Origin of the sequence: Streptomyces kurssanovii, assembly GCF_040677245.1 — a bacterium.
Taxonomy (GTDB): Bacteria; Actinomycetota; Actinomycetes; order Streptomycetales; family Streptomycetaceae; genus Streptomyces; species Streptomyces kurssanovii.
In genome coordinates, this window is sequence record NZ_JBFAQK010000026.1 from 30,981 (window position 1) to 43,370 (window position 12,390).

Consider the following 12,390-nt stretch of genomic DNA (forward strand, 5'->3'; position numbering starts at 1 on the left):
AACGGCGGGCACGGGGAGGAGCGGGTGTGATGGAAGCCCCGATGGACGACGCGACGGAGGCGACCGAGGCGTTCGCCCGGAAGCTGAGCGAACTGCGGGAACGTTCCGGCCGGACCTACGGTTCGCTGGCGCGCCGGGTGGGAGTCGGCGCTTCGACGCTGCACCGGTACTGCTCCGGGCGAACGGTTCCGATGGAGTTCGCGCCTGTCGAGCGGCTGGCGAGGCTCTGCGGGTGCCAGGGCGAGGAGCTCGTGGGGCTGCACCGGCTGTGGGTCCTGGCCGACGCCGCGCGCGGCACACGTCAGGAACGAACGGCAAAAGCGGCACCGGACACGGAGGGCGGCGCGCCCCAGGAACAGCGCGCCGAGCAAGAGGAACAGCAAGCCGAGCCTCAGCACGCCGAGCAAGGAGGACATGAAGGGGAACAGGAACAGCCGGCGGCGGTACGGACGTCACCGGCAGCGGAAGAGGAGCAGGTCGTCACGGCGTCACCGTCCGCGCGGTCACGCAGCCGCCGCCACGCGTACGCCGCTGCCTTCGGCGCGGCTGTCGTCGTCCTCGCGCTCGTCCTCGGGTTCGGAGGATTCACCTTCGGCCCCGGCAAGCAGCGCACGGCCACGGCGGGGGCCGAAGGCGGCGGGCCGGTCGCCCTCCGCTCCGCGGACTCGCGGCCCACGCCCGTCTCGCCGTCCGGGCCGTCCCCGTCGGCGTCACCGACGACATCCGGAACGGCCTCGCCGGTTCCCGGCACGCAGGGGAAGTCGAACGGGTCCGGGCCTGGCGCCGTGCCGACCGGTACCGGCGCGCCGTCGCCGCCCACGCCGTTCACCGGTACACCGTTCACCTGGGTCACGGACGATCATGTCTGGCGGCACGGGTGCGGCCACGCGTACTTCGTCGACCGGTCCCCGGCGGACGTCCCGCCGCCGCCCGTCGAGGCGGACGGCGAACAGTGGTCGCGCGCGCTCGGAGCCGGGCACGCGGGCGAGACGGGGGTTCGTGTCACCGTCCAGGGCAAGGGCCCCGAAGCGGTGGTGCTCGAGTCGCTCCAGGTCCGTGTGGCGGCGCGCCGGGCGCCGGAGCGGTACAACGTGTACCGGATGGACTCGGGCTGCGGTGGTTCCCTCACGCCCCGGATGTTCGACGTCGACCTCGACATGTCACGGCCCGTGGCGCGCTCCGTGGCGGGCAACGACGCCGGTGAGCCGATCCCCGCGGTGTCGTTCCCGTACCGGGTCTCGGCCTCGGACCCGGAGGTGCTGCTGGTCACCGGACGGACCGTCACCTGCGACTGCGAGTGGTACCTGCAGCTGCGGTGGTCCAGCGGCGGACGGACGGGCACCGTACGGATCGACGACGGAGGCAGGCCGTTCCGTACGAGTGCCCTGGCCGGCGGTACGGTTCACGAGTACGACTACGGCTCGCGTCGCTGGGTTCCCTCCGTACCCGCTTCACGGAGGCCCTGAGCCGTGTCCTGTCCGGCGCCGCGTGCGTCCTCCTTTGTGGTCTGCGCGGCGCCCTGAGCGGCGCTCTTGACCGCCTCGACGGCTTCGTTGGCCGGGCCTCGCAGCCCTTCCTGCACGTCGTGGGCGGTCTGCTTGACCGGTTCGAGGAGCTCTCCGGAGTGCTCCTTCAGTTGCTCGCCGACACGTTCCTCCGCCTTGGACGCCGGCAGGAACGCCGCTGCCAGCATCCCCGCGCCGAAGGCGATGACACCGGCTGCGAGGGGGCTTCCCTGCGTCTGTGCCCTCATGCGGGCGGGCGTCTGCTGAGCGGCGCTGCCGAGCTGACCGGCCGTGCCCTTCGCCTTGCCAGCCTTCTCCTTCGCGCGGTCCGCGGTGTCCTTCGCCTTGCCGGCCGCCGTGTCCCTGGCCCTGCCGGCGGTGTCCTTCGCCTTCTCGCCGGCCTGTCCCGCGCTCTGTCCGGCGCTGCCCGCGACGTCGTGCGCCGTGGAGGACAGGCTGCTCCTGGTGTCCTTGGCCGAGCCCATCACGTGCTCCTTGATCCCCCTGAGTCGGTTCTGAGCCGAATGCGCCTTCCGGCGGGCGACCTTGCGGGGTGCCACCCTGTCGGCAAGGAGGTCCACATTGCGCGCCAGGTGGGCGCGCGTGTGTTCCACCTCGCTCCTCAGCTCGTCGGGTTGCGTGCCCATCGGGCGTCCTCCTTCAGGGTTTCCAGCGTCTGTTCGGGTTTGAGGTTGACGTGCCGCATCTGCTTGCGGCCCCGGACGAAGAGCACCGCACCCACCACGGCCCAGACGGCGGTCACGATGAGCGCCGCCCATGCCCAGTCCATGAGGTTGGCGAGGGCGAAGACCGCGGTCAGACTGCCGAGGAGGAGGACGAGATGCCCGGCGTAACCGGCGCCGGCGAACATGCCGGCGGCCTTGCCGGCCTTCGTGGTCTCCTCCTTGATCTCCGCCTTGGCGAGTTCGATCTCCTCGCGGACCAGGAGTGACAGGTCCTTGCTGATCTCTCCGACGAGTTCACCGACCGACGGTTCCTCGCCCGGCTGGACGGCCGCCGGTTCGACGATCCGTCCCGTGTCCGTCCGGCGTCCTTCCGTCCGGCGTTCCGTGTCCGTCCGGCGCTTGGGCGGCGCCTGATCCGTGTAGATGGTGGCCACGACTCAACTCCCTTGCGCCGGCGGATACCCGTCCTCGTCCCGGCTGCGGGGGTACGCGGGCGGAGTGTGCGGGGTCGCCACCGGACCAGGAGGCTCGCCGGAGCCGTAGCCGGGTGTGTAGTGCGGTGGCTGTGACTGGCCGTAGGTGTCCAGGGGATCCGGTTGGCCGAGTCCGGCCCGGGAGGACTCGGACAGGGCGTCGGTGTCCGCGCCGCCCGGCCTGATGCCTTCGTCGCCGTACGGGCCGCCGGGGCCGCCGTCGCCGGAGCCCGCGGCGCTGATCCCCTTGCCGGCGCGCGCGACGGCGAAGCCCGCGAGCGCCGCACCTGCGAGGAACACACCGGGCTTCCGCCTGGCGAAGTCCTGGAGGTCGCCGAGCAGGCCCTCGGGGCCCCGGCTCTCGATCCGGGACGCCACCTGGTCGCCGCCCTTGGCTATCTGGCGCACCGCACCGGCGACGCCGGAACCCGAGGGGGCGTTCCTGCTCATCTCCATCAGGTCGTCGGACACCCGGTGGAGACCGGCGGCCAGGCTGTGGGTCCGGGACTGCGCCTGCTCACGGAGCTGTCCACGCACCTGGCCCGCCAGGTCCTTGGCCTGGGAACGCGCCTCTCCCGCGACCCCCGCCGCCTGCTGCTTGGCGGTGCCTGCGACGCCGGAAGCGTTCTCCTTGACCACTTGGGCCCCCTGGGCCGTCCTGTCCTGTACTGCGCTCGCTGCTGCCGCGGCCTTGTTCTGGTCCCTGCGGTCGGGGCCGTCGATGTCAGTCAAGACTCCTCCTGCGTCAGACGATGCGGATCTTGCGTTCGTGCGGGTACCCCTCCGCGGGCATTGCATTGGGATATTTCTCCATGAAAATCAGCGAAAGCCTCGAAGCCGGACAGACGCCCACATGCAGATGGAAAACGCCTCTCCTGGCGAGCCCGCCCCCGACCGCCGGACCCTGGTCCCTGCTCGACGCTCATCCGCCGATCCCGGGGAGGGCGACCCCCATGGGGGTTTGGGAGCGGCGGGTCCGGATACCCGCTGTCCTGAGGCAACTATGGGACGAACTTCAGAGAACGCAGCGGATTCAGAGAAGACATCGGACACGAAGAGCGCGGAAAGCGCGGAGAAGTCGGAGACGAGCAGTTCGGACCGGGAACGGGGCGGCAGACCCCTCCGGGCGGTGGAGGTGCTCCGCGCGGCGGGGGCCCAGCTGGCCGAGCTGACAGGAATGACCGCGGAGACCGTGTCGTCGTTCTCGCGGACGGAGGACGGCTGGCGGCTCGTCGTCGAGGTGCTCGAGCTCGCCCGCGTCCCCGACACCGCGAGTCTCCTCGCTTCCTACGAGGTCGAGGTCGACGGTGACGGCGAACTGATCTCCTACCGGCGGACTCGGCGTTACGAGCGCGGACGGGCCGATCGTCCGTCTTCCTGAGGCCGGGCACCTGCCCCGGCCTCCGACATTCCACCCACCAACGACCGGGCGGGCGCCGGGCACGGCTTCGCGCTCCCGCACGGCCTCACACAGGGAGGGCAAACAGCAATGACCGTTGTCCCGGCACAGCAGAGCTCGGGCAGCCGCGGTGGCAGCACCGGCCTGTACGACGTCCTGGAACTGATACTCGACCGAGGGCTCGTGATCGACGCCTTCGTCCGTGTGTCCCTGGTCGGCATCGAGATCCTGAAGATCGATGTGCGGGTCGTCGTGGCGAGCGTCGACACCTATCTGCGGTTCGCGGAGGCGTGCAACCGTCTCGATCTCGAATCGGGCAACAGCAAGGATCCCGGACTCCCCGACCTCGTCGGTGAGATCACCGAGTCCGGTGCCCGCGGCAAGTCCAAGGGCGCCCTGGCCGGCGCCGCTCAGAGCATCTCGGACGTCTTCAGCGGCGGCCGTGACGACGAGGAGGAGAAGGAGTCCAGGCCTCGGGCACGGCGCAGCACGAGCAGCTCGCGCCGTAAGGAGGAGCAGGAATGAGCACGTACGTCTACGGGATCGCCCGCAACTCCCCCGCCCTGGAACGCGCCTCCCGCACCCCCGGTGTGGGAGACCCGCCGCGGCCGGTGCGTGTGCTGAGCCACGGGCGGATCGCCGCACTGGTCAGTGACGTGACCGAGGAACTCAGGCCCAAGCGCCGCGATCTGCTCGCGCATCAGAACGTCCTCAGCGAGGCCGGCACGGCCGGGGCCGTGCTGCCCCTCCGGTTCGGCGGTATGTCACCCGACGACGAGGCGGTCGCCGCCGCGCTGGCCGAGCGGGAGGAGCACTACCTGGAGCGGCTCCAAGCGGTGGACGGCAAGGACGAGTTCAACGTGAAGGCCGATCACGACGAGGAGGCGGTGCTGCACCGCGTGCTCGCCGACGATCCCGAACTTCGCGCAATGGGACTGGCCCAGCAGGCCGCCGGTGGTGGGAGCCAGCAGGACAAGATGCGGCTGGGTGAACTGATCGTGGAGGCGGTGCGGCAGCGCGAGGAACTCGACCGTGCGGAGGTGCAGCGCGCACTCGAGGGCGCTGCCGTCGACTCGGCGCCGGCGCCCGAGGGTTCGGGCCGGGTGGCGAACGTGTCGTACCTGGTGGAGCGGGACCGCGCCGAGGAGTTCCTGACGGCGGTCACCGCGTTCCAGCAGGCCAACCCGCAGTTGCGGCTCCAGGTCAACGGTCCGCTGCCGCCGTACAGCTTCGTGGAGTGAGCGATGGGCCTGCTCGGAGAACTGCTGCTGCTTCCCCTCGCCCCGGTCCGCGGCACGTCGTGGGTGCTTCGGCAGGTGGTCGCCGAGGCGGAACGTCAGTACTACGACCCCGCCGCCGTTCAGCGGGAACTCGCCGAGCTCGTCGAACGGTTCGAGGCGGGCGAGATGGACGAGGCCGAGTTCGACCGGCGCGAGGACGAGCTGCTGGAGCGGCTGGCGGCGAAGGGAGGCCCACAGTGACGACAGCGACCGGCCGGTATCCGAGCCCGTACGACTCCGGCGGCGGGACGGACCTCGCGGACATCCTGGAACGGGTCCTCGACAAGGGCATCGTCATCGCCGGTGACATCCGCATCAACCTGCTGGACATCGAGCTGCTCACGATCAAGCTGCGGCTGATCGTCGCCTCGGTCGACAAGGCCAAGGAAATGGGGATCGACTGGTGGGAGCACGACCCCGCGCTCTCCTCCGGCACCCGCAGCCGTGAACTCGAGGAGAGGAACGCCGAGTTGGAGCGCCGCGTGGCCGAATTGCAGGCCCTCACTTCGCCGTCCGGCCAGGAGCCGGCGGGCGGGCGGGCCGCGACCGCCGAGCACGATCGACGGGAGCGGGACGCATCATGAACGAGCTGCTCTACGTCTACGCCGTCACCCGGCCCTTCGAGGTGGGTGTGCCCGCCGCCGCGACGGGCGTCGGGGGCCGGCCCGCCCGCCCGGTCGAGCACAACGGCCTGGTCGCCGTGGTGAGCGACGTGAGGGCCGAGGACTTCGAGGAGGCACCTCTGCGTGAGCGCCTGGAGGACCTCGAATGGCTGGCCGCGACCGCCCGTGCGCACGAGTCGGTGGTCCGCGCCGTCAGCGCGGTCACGGGCGTGGTTCCGCTGCGGCTGGCTACCGTGTGCCGCGGCGAGAGCGGGGTGCGCCGTCTCCTCGACGAGGGGCACCGTCGCTTCACGACGAACCTCGACAGACTCGAAGGACGCGTCGAGTGGGGCGTGAAGCTGTACGCCGAGCCCGACCCGGAACCGGACAGGGCGCCCGCCACGGCACCGGCACCGGCACCGGGACAGCAGACGCAGGGCGGGGAAGAGGCCGCGTCACCCGGCCGCGACTACCTCCGCCGGCGGCTGCGCAGCCGACAGTCCCGTGAGAAGAGCTGGGCGCACGCCGACGCGCTCGCCCGGCGGCTGCACACCGAGCTTTCGCGCTGCGCGGACGGGCAGCGGCTGCACAGGCCCCAGAGCGGTCAACTGGCGCGGGCGTCCGGTGTGAACGTCCTCAACGCCGCCTTTCTCGTGCGCCGGGAGGAGAGTGACGCGTTCGTCGGGCAGGTCGAGCGGCTGACCCCGCGGGACGCGGGTGTCCGTGTGGAACTGACCGGCCCTTGGGCTCCGTACTCGTTCGCGGACCTCTCCGATCAACCGGACGCGCCGCCGCCGGGCCGCCGGGACGAGCAGGAGGCGCATGAGGGACGGGCCGGGGTATGACGGTGACCGGCGAAATCGACGACACCTCACCGGCGGCCCGGCGGGAGCTGGCGCTGGTGGACCTGCTGGACCGGCTTCTCGCCGGCGGCGTGGTCCTGACCGGCGACCTCACCCTGCGGATCGCCGACGTGGACCTGGTGAGGATCGATCTGTCGGCGCTGATCAGTTCGGTCGGCCCGCGGGTTCCCTCGCCGTGGCCGGACCTGGAGGAGGAGCGATGAGCGCGCAAGGGAACGGGACCGAGAGCCCGCGCCGCCGGGTGGAGCTCGATCCGGACACCGTGGAGCGTGACCTCGCCAGGCTGGTGCTGACCGTGGTCGAGCTGCTCAGGCAGCTGATGGAGCGGCAGGCCCTGCGCCGTGTGGACACCGGCGAGCTCACGGAGGACCAGGAGGAGCGCATCGGCGTGACGCTGATGCTGCTCGAGGACCGGATGGACGTCCTGCGGGACAAGTTCGGTCTGGAGCCCGGCGACCTGAACATCGATCTCGGCCCGCTCGGTCCCCTGCTGCCGCGCGGCGACTGAGCCCGGCCGGATCCCGGAGCGAATTCCTTGCTGTTTCGGCAAGTAGCTTTGCGGTATGGCGGGCGGCGGGCGCAGTATCTCCTTGAACGGAGGTACACCACATGTCCACAGCTCAGACCTTTGCCGGCGGCCACGCCGCCGATGTACCCGCCCGCCCCCGATACGACGTCGTGGTCGTCGGCGGCGGCGCCGCCGGTCTCGGCGGAGCCCTGGCGCTGGCCCGGGCCCGTCGCTCGGTGCTCGTCATCGACTCGGGCCAGCCGCGCAACGCCCCGGCCGGCCATGTCCATGCGTACCTGACGCAGGAGGGCGTGGCGCCGGCGCAGCTGCTGGCCACGGGCCGCGCCGAAGTGAGCGGCTACGGCGGCGAGTTCGTCCGGGGCACCGTCGCCACCGCCGAGCGGCTCGCGGACGGGCGGTTCCGTCTGGTGCTCGACGGCGGGGCGGCGGTCGAGGCCGACCGGCTGCTCGTGACCACCGGGCTGGTCGACGAGCTTCCCCCGGTGCCGGGAGTGGCCGAACGGTGGGGCCGCGAGGTCCTGCACTGCCCCTACTGCCACGGCTGGGAGGTTCGCGACCAGGCCATCGGCATTCTGGCGACCGGCCCCATGGCCGTCCACCAGGCCCTGATGTGGCGGCAGTGGAGCGACGACGTGACGCTCTTCCTGCACACCGGCCCCGAACCGTCGGAGGAGGAGTACGAACAGCTGGCGGCCCGCGGCGTCGCCGTTGTCGACGGCCGGGTGACGTCCGTACAGGTCACGGACGACCGGCTCAGCGGCGTGGTGCTGGAGAGCGGCCATGTGATCGCCCGGCAGGCGCTCGTGGTCGCGCCGCGGTTCACCGCGCGGGCCGCGTTCCTCGCCGGCCTGGGGCTCGAGGCGAGCGAGCAGGAGGTCAACGGCGTGGTGATCGGCACGCGCGTCGTCGCCGACCCGACCGGTGCGACCGCGGTCCCCGGCGTGTGGGTGGCCGGGAACGTCACCAACCTGACCGAGCAGGTGATCGGCGCCGCCGCCGCGGGAGTCCGCGCGGCAGCGGCCGTCAACGCGGATCTGACCGCGCAGGAGACCCGTCGGGCCGTCGAGCGTTACCGGCGGGACGGCCTCGCGCACGCGGAACGCGGCCGCGAGGCTCCCGCAGCCCGCTGACGCGGGGGCGCCGGGCTCCGACGTGAGCGCGCGGGGTGCACCCCTGTCCGGCGGGACGGCGCCGGCCAGGTGGACGCGAGCTCACACGAACACGGCCACCGCGGCGGTGGCCGCGCCCAGGCCCGCCCCTGCGGCGGTCTGGGCCGCGGAGTGGTAGCCGAGCGCGACGCGGGACCAGCACACCGCCGCGGCGAGGACGTACCCGGCGGTCCACCACGGGGAGTGGACCGCGGCGAGCAGAGCGGTGACGGCGGAGGCGACCGCCGAGTCGACGCTGATCTTCCAGACGGTGTTCACGGCGAGGAGGACGACGGTCATCGCCCACAGGGCGGTCATCGCGACCAGGATGCCGGTGGGGGCGCCGCCGACGACCATGACCAAGGCGCCCACGCCTATGGAGCCGAGGATCACGAAGAAGATCGGGGCGCGCTGCCGGCGGTCGACGACATGCCTGTCGCCCCAGGTGCCACGGCGGCGCTCCCGCTCGATGTACGCGGCGGGCACGATGCCCGCGCACAGAGCACCGAGCAGCCCCCAGGGCAGGCCGGTCCAGTTGCCCGCGGCGGCGAGGCCGATCCCGAGCATTCCGAGCAGCAGGACGTTGCGGGGCTGGAGGACGTCGGTGACCTTGCGGGCAAGGTCGGTGGTCTTCTGCGCGGCGCCGGCCGACATGTCGGTCCTTCACAGGTACGAGGGAGGCCGCCAACACCGTTTCCGCGCCGGCGGCCATGATCGTATCCGTCACCCGCATCTGCTCCTGGCCGCCCTGCCCGCCCGGCGTGCAGGGCGGGCCGGAGGCGCCCTGCCGGGTCGCAGTCGAACCGGAGCGTGCCCAGCCGTCCCGGGGCCTGGCGGCCGGAGCCGCCGGACGGACCGGAGCGAGCCAGGCCGGGGGGACCTGGCCGGACGGACCGGAGCGGGCCAGGCCGAAGGGACCGGAGCGGGCCAGGCCGGGGGACCTGGCCGGACGGACCGGAGCGGGCCGCGCCGGCCGGCATTCAGGCGGCGAGCACGTCCGCCGCCACCCGCAGGTCGGTGACCAGGCCCCGGTAGGCCGCGCGGCGGTCGTCCGCGCGCAGAACCGCCGACGGGTGGATCGTGCCGACCACGCAGCCGTGCGCGGCGGCCTCCTCGGCCGGCATCCCGTCGGTCCCGGACACGTCCGTGCGGCCGAGGGCGTCCCAGGGCGGCATCGGCAGCAGCAGGCCGCGCTGCTCGCTGATCCGGAACGACCCGCCGAGCAGCGCCTTGCCCGCGGTGGCTCCCAGAGCCAGCACGAGTTCGGGTTCGATCACCCGCAGCTCGGCGGCCAGCCACGGCCGGCACGCCGACATTTCCCGGAGACTGGGCGCCTTGTGGATGCGGCGCTTCCCCCGCGCCGCGGGTTCGAACTTGAAATGCTTGACGGCATTGGTGAAGTAGGCCGACTCCTCCTCGATGCCCACTTCCTCGAGCGCCTCGCGCAGCAGCCTGCCCGCCGGTCCGACGAAGGGCGCCCCCTGCCGGTCCTCCTGGTCGCCCGGCTGCTCCCCCACGACGACGATGCGCGCGGAGGACGGGCCGGCGCCGAACACCGTCCCGCTCGCGTTGCGGAACAGCGGGCACCCCTCGCATCCGGCCGCGGCCTTGCGCAGCGCCGGCAGGCCGCCGCGCCGCGGAAGGAAGGGGCCGGCGTCGTAGCCCTGTCCCGCTTCCTTCTTGTCCCCGTTGACGTCGACGGACACCGTCCTCGCCTCCCATTCCGGCAGGTTCGCGCTGGTGGACGCCGGGTACCCGTACGGACCGGCGGTACTCGCGGCGGTACGCCGTCCCGTGACGGCCGGCCGCTTCGCGTATACGCATGCAAGCCCGTGACCGGGTACCGGGAGGTCCGCACATGACGAACGCCCTTGAACTCGACGCGCTCTGGGAGGAGTTCCACAGGGTCGTCAACATGACCTCGCAGGAGCTGAGCGCCTGGCTGCAGATCCAGGACGCCGGTGAGGAGACGGAGCCGCTGCCCGACCGGGCCGGTCCCGTCACCGGCCGCCACGTCCTGTCGATCCTCCAGAAGCGCCGCACCGACCTCACCGACGAGGACGTCCGGGTCATGTACGAGGTGGTGGACACGGTCGAGTCCGAGCGGGAGGAACACGGGGCGGCCGGGACCACCGACGACACCCGCCGGCGCCACCGGCTGATGAGCCTCGGGCACGACCCGCTGAAGGCCGGCTGACCGGCTGTCCCGCCGGTGGCGAAGACCTGAAATCCGGACTGTTGATCCGGTGGATTACGGGCACTCGCCCGGTATGAACAGTCAGCCCCCAGATCCTGACCCGCGAAACACTCCAGGCGTCCGCCCCGGCGGCACCGTGCCGCCCGGCGAGACGCCGCCCGGCGAGGGGAGCACCGGTTCCGAGACCGGCCCGCACGGCGACCTGTCACGCGGCTGGGCGAAGGGCCCGATGATCGCCATCGGCCTCGTGGTCGTGGTCTTCGCAGCGTTCTTCCTGGCGTACGCGCTGATCATGATCCTTTGAGGGGACGGCCGGCCGGCCGGAACGCCTCGCCGTGACCATGCGACCGCGCAAGCCTTCGACCACGTCGCAGAAAGGGGACACGATGTCCGACGAAGCAGCTCAGCACGAAGAGGCCCGGGGCGACAACGTCTACCAGCCGGAGCACTCGGACGTGCAGAACCGCCCCAGCGACGACCTCGACACGCAGAACGTCATCGGCGAGCGCGGTCTCGACGACACGATGGCGGAGGGCTATTCGCCGCCGGAGCGTCCGCTGGGCGTCGGCAAGTACGGCACCACGGGCGAGGAGCAGCAGGAGGGCGAGAGCCTCGATCAGCGTCTCGCGCAGGAGCGCCCCGACGTGGAGCCGCCACGGGGCGACGGCATCGGCGACCTGGAGGACGGCGCCGGTGAGCCGGTCGACGACGAGGCCGGCGGACCGCGGGCCGGCCGGCTCACGCCCGCCGACGACCCCGCTCCCCGGCGGCCGAGCGACACGGTGGCCCGCGATGTCGGCATCGACGGCGGTGCCGCCTCCGCGGAGGAGGCCGCGGTGCATGTCACCGACGACGAGGACCTGGGCGAGCGCTAGAGCCGGTCCGGCCGGATCAGGCTCCGGCGGCATCCGCGAAGAGCAGCCCTGTGCGGCTCCGGGCGGCAGGGCGGAAGCGAGCTAGGAATGTTGTTCCACGATCGCAGGGAGGCCGGGCGTGATCTCGCACGTCGGCTCCTCGAACGCGGCGAGGGGGTGCCGCCCGACCCGTTCGTGCTGGCGCTGCCGCGCGGCGGGGTACCGGTCGGCGACGAGATCGCCCGGGCGCTGGGCGCCCCGCTCGACGTCCTCGTGGCACGGAAGATCGGCGCGCCGTACAACCCGGAGGTCGGTGTCGGCGCACTGGCCGGCGAGGGGCCACCGCTCTACGACGAGCGGACGCTCGCCATGCTCGACCTGACGGCCGACAAACTGAGCCGGCAGGTCGCCACGGAGCGTGCGGAGCTTCGGCGCCGTGAAGATCTCTACCGGGGCGGTCGCCCCGCGCCCGACGTGACGGGCAGAACGGTCCTCGTCGTGGACGACGGCCTGGCGACCGGCGTCACCGCCCGTGCCGCGCTGCGCGCCGTCCGCGAGATGAAGCCGGGCCGGGTCGTGCTGGCTGTGCCGGTGGGCTCCCCGGAGGCGGCGCACGCGCTCGCCGCCGACGCGGACGAGGTGCTGTGCCCGCACCAGCCGCAGCCGTTCTACGCGGTGGGCCAGTGGTACGAGGAGTTCGACCAGGTCGGTGACGACGAGGTGATCACCATCCTGCGGGGGCACGCCGACAGCCGTTGAGCAGAGCCCGCGGGCAGACATCGGGAGGTATGTGCGGCGCGGAGGCGCCTTGCGCGGGGCTGCCCGGGATCGCTCCGGCGGCGCCAGGACGTTCG

The 12,390-nt window shown here is 72.3% G+C and carries 19 protein-coding genes; 14 read left to right on the forward strand and 5 right to left on the reverse strand.

Annotated features, from left to right (window positions below; genetic code table 11):
* The first annotated feature begins 29 nt into the window (after positions 1 to 29).
* Positions 30 to 1,466, forward strand: coding sequence for a helix-turn-helix domain-containing protein (locus AB0K36_RS19590; protein ID WP_364595764.1), 1,437 nt, complete (start codon positions 30 to 32; stop codon positions 1,464 to 1,466).
* Here AB0K36_RS19590 and AB0K36_RS19595 read toward each other — a convergent pair.
* Genes AB0K36_RS19595 through AB0K36_RS19605 form a run of 3 tightly spaced genes read right to left on the reverse strand, consistent with a single transcriptional unit; the run spans position 1,415 to position 3,396 of the window.
* Entirely contained in the window at positions 1,415 to 2,152 is a 738-nt protein-coding gene (locus tag AB0K36_RS19595; protein ID WP_364595767.1) for a DUF3618 domain-containing protein, read from the reverse strand. The genes AB0K36_RS19590 and AB0K36_RS19595 overlap by 52 nt on opposite strands.
* Positions 2,128 to 2,625 (reverse strand): phage holin family protein, encoded by a 498-nt coding sequence (locus AB0K36_RS19600; RefSeq protein ID WP_364595770.1) that lies wholly within the window; start codon positions 2,623 to 2,625, stop codon positions 2,128 to 2,130. The genes AB0K36_RS19595 and AB0K36_RS19600 overlap by 25 nt, the downstream gene beginning before the upstream one ends.
* Positions 2,626 to 2,628: 3 nt before the next feature.
* Positions 2,629 to 3,396: a hypothetical protein gene (locus AB0K36_RS19605; protein ID WP_364595773.1), complete on the reverse strand. Its 768-nt coding sequence runs from the start codon at positions 3,394 to 3,396 to the stop codon at positions 2,629 to 2,631.
* A 271-nt stretch (positions 3,397 to 3,667) separates the two neighbouring features.
* Between AB0K36_RS19605 and AB0K36_RS19610 the strand changes: the two genes are divergently transcribed.
* The 9 genes from AB0K36_RS19610 to AB0K36_RS19650 all read left to right on the forward strand — a co-directional run bounded on the left by AB0K36_RS19610 (position 3,668) and on the right by AB0K36_RS19650 (position 8,467).
* Entirely contained in the window at positions 3,668 to 4,045 is a 378-nt protein-coding gene (locus AB0K36_RS19610; protein ID WP_364595776.1) for a gas vesicle protein GvpO, read from the forward strand.
* 108 nt (positions 4,046 to 4,153) lie between these two features.
* Entirely contained in the window at positions 4,154 to 4,588 is a 435-nt protein-coding gene (locus AB0K36_RS19615) for a gas vesicle structural protein GvpA (protein WP_364595779.1), read from the forward strand.
* Entirely contained in the window at positions 4,585 to 5,304 is a 720-nt protein-coding gene (locus tag AB0K36_RS19620) for a GvpL/GvpF family gas vesicle protein (RefSeq protein WP_364595782.1), read from the forward strand. Before AB0K36_RS19615 ends, AB0K36_RS19620 begins: the two co-directional genes overlap by 4 nt.
* Before the next feature lie 3 nt (positions 5,305 to 5,307).
* Positions 5,308 to 5,544, forward strand: a complete 237-nt coding sequence (locus AB0K36_RS19625) for a gas vesicle protein GvpG (RefSeq protein ID WP_159694737.1) — start codon at positions 5,308 to 5,310, stop codon at positions 5,542 to 5,544.
* On the forward strand, positions 5,541 to 5,927 hold the full coding sequence (locus AB0K36_RS19630) for a gas vesicle protein (RefSeq protein WP_364595785.1): 387 nt from the start codon (positions 5,541 to 5,543) through the stop codon (positions 5,925 to 5,927). The genes AB0K36_RS19625 and AB0K36_RS19630 overlap by 4 nt, the downstream gene beginning before the upstream one ends.
* Complete coding sequence (locus AB0K36_RS19635; protein ID WP_364595788.1) at positions 5,924 to 6,790, forward strand: GvpL/GvpF family gas vesicle protein; 867 nt, start codon at positions 5,924 to 5,926, stop codon at positions 6,788 to 6,790. Before AB0K36_RS19630 ends, AB0K36_RS19635 begins: the two co-directional genes overlap by 4 nt.
* Positions 6,787 to 7,011, forward strand: coding sequence for a gas vesicle protein (locus AB0K36_RS19640; RefSeq protein ID WP_364595790.1), 225 nt, complete (start codon positions 6,787 to 6,789; stop codon positions 7,009 to 7,011). The genes AB0K36_RS19635 and AB0K36_RS19640 overlap by 4 nt, the downstream gene beginning before the upstream one ends.
* Positions 7,008 to 7,316 (forward strand): gas vesicle protein K, encoded by a 309-nt coding sequence (locus AB0K36_RS19645; RefSeq protein WP_189472766.1) that lies wholly within the window; start codon positions 7,008 to 7,010, stop codon positions 7,314 to 7,316. The genes AB0K36_RS19640 and AB0K36_RS19645 overlap by 4 nt, the downstream gene beginning before the upstream one ends.
* 101 nt (positions 7,317 to 7,417) lie before the next feature.
* On the forward strand, positions 7,418 to 8,467 hold the full coding sequence (locus tag AB0K36_RS19650) for an NAD(P)/FAD-dependent oxidoreductase (RefSeq protein ID WP_364595793.1): 1,050 nt from the start codon (positions 7,418 to 7,420) through the stop codon (positions 8,465 to 8,467).
* Positions 8,468 to 8,548: 81 nt separating this feature from the next.
* On the opposite strand, the gene AB0K36_RS19655 is transcribed toward AB0K36_RS19650, so the two are convergent.
* The gene (locus AB0K36_RS19655; RefSeq protein ID WP_364595796.1) at positions 8,549 to 9,139 is read right to left on the reverse strand and encodes a hypothetical protein; all 591 of its coding nucleotides are present in this window, start codon (positions 9,137 to 9,139) and stop codon (positions 8,549 to 8,551) included.
* Positions 9,140 to 9,465: 326 nt separating this feature from the next.
* Positions 9,466 to 10,191 (reverse strand): UdgX family uracil-DNA binding protein, encoded by a 726-nt coding sequence (locus AB0K36_RS19660; RefSeq protein ID WP_364595799.1) that lies wholly within the window; start codon positions 10,189 to 10,191, stop codon positions 9,466 to 9,468.
* Between the two features lie 152 nt (positions 10,192 to 10,343).
* On the opposite strand from AB0K36_RS19660, the gene AB0K36_RS19665 reads away from it, so the two are divergent.
* From AB0K36_RS19665 to AB0K36_RS19680, 4 genes are all read left to right on the forward strand, one after another.
* The gene (locus AB0K36_RS19665; protein ID WP_364595802.1) at positions 10,344 to 10,682 is read left to right on the forward strand and encodes a DUF3140 domain-containing protein; all 339 of its coding nucleotides are present in this window, start codon (positions 10,344 to 10,346) and stop codon (positions 10,680 to 10,682) included.
* 73 nt (positions 10,683 to 10,755) lie between these two features.
* Positions 10,756 to 10,986, forward strand: a complete 231-nt coding sequence (locus AB0K36_RS19670; RefSeq protein ID WP_364595805.1) for a DUF6480 family protein — start codon at positions 10,756 to 10,758, stop codon at positions 10,984 to 10,986.
* Positions 10,987 to 11,068: 82 nt separating this feature from the next.
* Positions 11,069 to 11,557 carry a DUF5709 domain-containing protein gene (locus AB0K36_RS19675; protein WP_364595808.1) on the forward strand — a complete coding sequence of 163 codons (489 nt, stop codon included), beginning with the start codon at positions 11,069 to 11,071 and terminating at the stop codon, positions 11,555 to 11,557.
* Between the two features lie 87 nt (positions 11,558 to 11,644).
* Positions 11,645 to 12,295 carry a phosphoribosyltransferase gene (locus AB0K36_RS19680; protein ID WP_364595811.1) on the forward strand — a complete coding sequence of 217 codons (651 nt, stop codon included), beginning with the start codon at positions 11,645 to 11,647 and terminating at the stop codon, positions 12,293 to 12,295.
* Positions 12,296 to 12,390: the final 95 nt, after the last annotated feature.